This window comes from Variovorax sp. P4_D9, assembly GCF_056401695.1.
In genome coordinates, this window is sequence record NZ_JBFUIU010000750.1 from 1 (window position 1) to 4,267 (window position 4,267).

Annotated in this window: 3 protein-coding genes and 1 pseudogene; 2 read left to right on the forward strand and 2 right to left on the reverse strand. The window is 63.0% G+C overall.

Features of this window, described 5'->3' with window-relative positions:
- Positions 1 to 303: 303 nt before the first annotated feature.
- Both AC1DY5_RS44295 and AC1DY5_RS44300 read left to right on the forward strand, forming a co-directional pair.
- A pseudogene (locus tag AC1DY5_RS44295) lies at positions 304 to 699 on the forward strand (DDE-type integrase/transposase/recombinase); the annotation flags it as partial.
- A 253-nt stretch (positions 700 to 952) separates the two neighbouring features.
- On the forward strand, positions 953 to 2,059 hold the full coding sequence (locus tag AC1DY5_RS44300; RefSeq protein ID WP_478120759.1) for a hypothetical protein: 1,107 nt from the start codon (positions 953 to 955) through the stop codon (positions 2,057 to 2,059).
- Between the two features lie 205 nt (positions 2,060 to 2,264).
- Here the strand turns inward: AC1DY5_RS44300 and AC1DY5_RS44305 are convergent, their stop codons facing one another.
- Both AC1DY5_RS44305 and AC1DY5_RS44310 read right to left on the reverse strand, forming a co-directional pair.
- Complete coding sequence (locus AC1DY5_RS44305; protein WP_478120761.1) at positions 2,265 to 3,128, reverse strand: tripartite tricarboxylate transporter substrate binding protein; 864 nt, start codon at positions 3,126 to 3,128, stop codon at positions 2,265 to 2,267.
- Between the two features lie 283 nt (positions 3,129 to 3,411).
- Positions 3,412 to 4,267 (reverse strand): oxidoreductase (locus tag AC1DY5_RS44310; protein ID WP_478120760.1); only part of this gene is annotated, 856 nt, incomplete at its 5' end.

Sequence of the window (4,267 nt, forward strand, 5' to 3'; positions counted from 1 at the left end):
GATCCGCACGTTGCGAACCGGCGCTAAGGGCACAGTGCCCGTCTAGAACATCGCCCAGCGCGATCTCAGTTGTCTTGGAGAGAAGGATGTGAAGCCGCAGGACTCGCGATGCCGGGTTGCAACGCCATGAGGTTCCCGTGAAAGGTCATTCGTGCCATCATGAGTTTCCGGTAGCAGAAGCTCACCTTTGGGCTTGGCTTGGCGCTTGCGGTGCCTGACATCATCGCTTCGACCAGCGAGCAGGATTCGCAGACGGCGGCTCTCCGGCGAAGCAAACAGGAGCATGCAGATGATCGATTCGAGAAACGGATGCGCGATAAGCTTGCAGCGAAACGCTTCTTCAAGCGCGTGCTGGCCGCCTGCCCGGAGGCTCCACGCAAGATCGTCACCGACCAGCTGCGCAGCTATCCAGCCGCGAACGCCGAGATCGCGCAGCTTGCGACCGTCCGGCACGCGTTCGTGAAGGCCAATGCGCGCGTGAACAACCGTGCCGAGAACAGCCATCAACCCACCCGTGAGCGCGAGCGGCGCATGCGAGGATTTCGCCGGCCTGAGCGCACGCAGTCTTTTCTCTCGAGCTTCGGTCCCATCCACCGGCACTTCGCCCTCAAGCGCCATCAGCTGCGCGCATCGCTCTATCGCAAACAACTGTCCGCGCGATTCGAAGCATGGCGCCTGTTCACAGGCAGCGCCCAAAATTTGCCAGCTTTTCAATCCGTCATCGCCGTGACAACGCCTTGGCGCGATGGGCCTCACGAGCGCGCCCGCGCAGGTGCCCGACGCGGACGGRCCACTCATGCCAGGATTCAACATCAAGCTCCCCGAGCAGATCATGATGCCCGACCTTGGAAATGTGGCTTCACCATCTTCCTTGACCCTCGCGGGGGGCGGGCTGGACGCAGCCCGGCCCTGCGGCGCTAGGCGGGTGGCACCTCATCGGGAGACAGGATTCATGCCGAATCGACTGCATCGTCTTGCGCTCGTGCTGCCGATGGTGGCGCTGTTGGTGTTGCTGTCGGCGTGCGCAAGCATCGGTGCGGGCTCGGTGAATCGCGATCGCCTCGTGTACTCGGAGGCCTTGGCCAGTTCGTGGAAGGAGCAGATGCTGCTCAACATCGTCAAACTGCGCTATGGCGACACGCCGATGTTCCTCGATGTCTCGTCGGTGATCGCCTCGTACCAGGTGCAGAGCCAGGTAAGCCTGAGCAGCGCGTTGTCCTCGGGGCTGACACCGGGCGTGCCGGACGGCACCGGCCAGAGCCTCACTCTCGGCGCGGGTGCGCTCTACATCGACAAGCCCACGATCAGCTATGCGCCGTTGCTGGGCGAGAAGTTCACGCGCAGCCTGTTGCGGCCGATCCAGCCGACCGCGCTGTTCCAGCTCGTACAGGCCGGCTTCCCGATCGACCTGGTGTTCCAGCTCACGACCCGCGCGATCAACGGCGTATACAACCGCAGCAACCGCGCCCTCGGCATCCGCGAAGCTGACCCGGAGTTCTATCAGGTCCTCGACGCACTGCGACGCGTGCAGGTGTCCGAGGCGATAGGCTTCAGGCTCGAGCGCCGCGGAGCCGACGAGACCGCGCTGATCACCTTCAGCACTCACAGGCTGCCACGGGCGGTGATCGACGACATCCGCCTGCTGCGTGACACGCTCGGCATCGATCCCGGAGCACAGGAGCTCAGACTGACTTTCGGTGATCTTCCTCGCGACAATCGCGAGGTAGCGATGCTCTCACGCTCGATCCTCGAGATCTTGACCGAGATCTCTGGCTCGGTCGAGGTGCCGGCGCAGGACGTCGCCGAGGGCCGCAGCAGCAACGTCCCCACGGCCGGAACGAACGGCCACCCACGCGACCAGCCGCTGGTCAGGATCCGGGCCGGCAATGAAGCACCGACGGAGCCCTTCGTGTCGGTGCGTTACCAGCGCCACTGGTTCTGGGTCGACAACCGCGACATCAGATCCAAGGCCATCTTCAGCTTCATGCTGCTGCTGATGTCGCTGGCCGAGACGGGCCCCGCGCAGCAGGCCCCGGTGTTGACCGTTCCCGCGAACTGAACGCGCGCGAAAGAAGGCACGCCCGCGTCGCTGATCCTAACCTAACCGTTGCCTCGTCGACGGCGTGGCGCCTTCCAGTTGGACAGCGTCGAGCTCGCCGCGGGGCAGGTTATCTTTCCGATCCCGGCGCGGCAAGACAGCTTTACTGCCGGCAGCGGCCGCTCGCGCTTCTGCCCCTTAGATCCACCTATGCGGAGAAACTCTGCTACTGATCGATGCGAATATTGCTTCGCACGATCACCTTTCCCCAAGCCTCCGAGTCTTTGGCGAGAAAAGAGGCAAAGTCGCTGGGCGTGCCTCCCGCCGGCAACTGGGTGAAATCCAACACCTTCTGGCGATATTCCGAGCTCGACGCGATGCCCTGCATCACGCCTGCGAGGCGCTGAACGATTTCTGGCAGCGTTCCGGCGGGCGCGAAGAGCCCATTCCAGGAGTAGAGCGGTGGCCCGAAACCCGATTCTGCAAGAGTGGGCACATCAGGTAACTGGGACAACCGCTCGCGCGCCGACACCGCCAGCGGCCGGAGCTTGCCCGTTTGGATGTGCGGCATCGCCATCGCGGTCACTTCAAGAGAGCTATCAACGCGCCCAGCAACAATGTCCATCAACCCCCCATCCTTGTAAGGCACGTGCGTCATCGTCGCACCATTGGCTTGAAGAATCTGCAGCACTGCTACGTGGTTGGGAGAACCCTCGCCATACGATGAGTAGCTCAGCGTGCTGGGTTGCGCCTTGGCCGCCTGCAGCAGATCTCGCAGATTGTGATACGGCGAGTCGGCTCGAACGATCAATACGAATGGCACATCCAGCAGATGGATGATCGGGATGAAGTCCGAAGCCTTGTAAGGCAGCTTCTTGAAGAGATGCGGGTTCAACGAGATGGAGGGCGCCAAGCCATAGAGCAACGTATACCCATCTGCTGGGGCGGTGGCCACGGCCTGGGCGCCGATGATGGAGCTTGCCCCTGGACGATTGTCTACGATGACCGGCTGTCCAAGCTCACGCCCGGCGCGTTCCGCAATGAACCGTGCCATCGCGTCGGCAGACGTGCCTGCAGGGAGCGTCACCACCAAACGAATCGGCCTCGAGGGATAGGGGGCCTGAGACCAAGATGGTGAACTGCCGAACGCTGCGAGTCCCGCCGCCGCAAGTCCCCGGAGGGCAGCCCGACGAGAGGCAGTGCGTTCGGAAGCCTTGTTTCCGGAGCTTGGGAATGTGACGCTTTTCATGTTGTCCATTTTTGTTTCGTACCGGTGGCGGAGCCGCAGCCGGATTGATGGTCTGCGTGTGTTCCGGAAGAGTTGAGTCGAAAGTGGTCGAATCCGTCAGCTGTCTGCTCAGGCGACGGCGTTGCTACGCGTCGTCGTTGAGGAACGGGTAGTCGGTGTATCCACGATGATCGGGCGAATAGATGAACGCCTCGTTCAAGGGGGCCTGAGCTGCACCAGTCTGTAGTCTCCGTGGTAGATCCGGGTTGGCGATGAAAGGCCGGCCGAAGGACACCAGGTCAGCGTGCGAATCCAACGCGGACTCTGACTGCTCGCGGGTGCGTAAACCATTGTTCGCAACGTACAAGCCAGAGAAGGAGCGGCGGCTTGCAGCGAAGTCCACCGCATGAGTCGCCGGCCCGCTGGTGGTCGAGCCTTCGACGATGTCGACGTAGCAGATCTTCAGCTCGCTCAGGGACGCAAGCGCGCAGCGGAGTAGAAGTTCGGGATCGGAGTCCGAGAGGAGATAGTTGGTGGGATTCGTCGGCGACATTCGAACTCCGACTCGGTCCGAGCCCCAAATCCTGCACACCGCCTCTACGACCTCCAGCAGCAGTCTGCAACGGTTCTGGACGCTCCCGCCGTAGCCGTCGCGCCGTTGGTTCGACGACTCACGCAAGAATTGGTCGAGCAAGAAGCCGTTGCCCGCATGCACCTGCACGCCGTCGAAGCCTGCCGCCAAGGCCGCCCGCGCGGCGGACCGGTATTCGTCGACCACCCCGGGGATCTCGGCCGTCGTAAGCTCGTGGGGAACCAAAAGTGGCATTCGGCCTTGCGAGGTGCGCACGGACGCGTCGGAAATGATCGCTGACGGCCCGATGGGCAACGCGCCGTCGGGCTGATTCAACGGGTGCGAGTTGCGACCGCAATGCCACAGCTGGGAGAAGACCCGTCCACCGCGCTGATGCACCGCGTCGGTGACCTTGCGCCAGCCCCCCACC

Bases quoted from the DNA above. Each gene is read 5' to 3' on its own strand.
- AC1DY5_RS44300 (WP_478120759.1), top strand. From the start codon at position 953: ATGCCGAATCGACTGCATCGTCTTGCGCTCGTGCTGCCGATGGTGGCG.